Source organism: Oleiphilus sp. HI0125, from assembly GCF_001635355.1.
Genome location: NZ_LWGF01001118.1, coordinates 1 through 807 on the forward strand (window position 1 = coordinate 1; position 807 = coordinate 807).

Below are 807 nucleotides of genomic sequence, written 5' to 3' on the forward strand. Positions count from 1 at the left end.
CTCTGGCTCACTCTAAAACCTTAGAAGAAACAACCTTCGAAGCACTACAAAGTAATCCTGAAATGTCGGTCGCTCTGCAAAGCTACTACGCATCGCGAGAAGACTTAGGCGCTGCGCAAGGAAACTTTCTACCAAGCTTAGATTTAAGCGCTGACACAGGGAAAGAAGATCTCGATCGACAAGGCGTTGGCGAAACCAATAAAACGCGAACCCAAGCAAAGTTACAGCTCACTATTCCTGTATTTCGCGGCTTTGCGAATGTGAGCGAACATGATCGCGCTGACTTCGCGATGCAAGCAAGTTATTACCAAGCCTTGGCGCAAGCAGAACAAACTTCTCTATCGATCGCTAAAGCCTATACCGATGTTTTAAATGCACGCGATGTCGTGCGCTTATCAGAAGAGAATTTAAAGCGGCACGAAGAAACTTTTGAACTTGTTAGTGCACGAAAGAAACAAGGCGTTTCTAACAAAGCTGATTTGACCCAAATGAAAGGACGTCTCGCACGCGTCAAAGCCAATCTACTTTCCGCAAAGAATAACCTGCGTGATGCCGAAACCGTCTTCGCGCAATTGACAGGCGAACGCCCGGCCACCCTGATTCGTCCAGAAGTCGATCAAGCTTACATCCCCGAGAGTAACGAACGTGCTCAAACCTTAGCGTTGAACAATAATCAAAGCTTAATTGCGAGTCGCTTAAACGTGCAATCCGCTTCCGCCAATACAACGGGGCTAAACTCGCATCTTTATCCTGACTTAGATATCGTCGCCGACCGTAGATGGAAAGACGACGTTTCGGGGTTTGATG

1 protein-coding gene is annotated in these 807 nt (G+C 47.3%); it reads left to right on the forward strand.

Features of this window, described 5'->3' with window-relative positions; genetic code table 11:
* On the forward strand, positions 1-807 hold an 807-nt coding region (locus A3762_RS19320; RefSeq protein ID WP_156493603.1), incomplete at both ends, for a TolC family protein.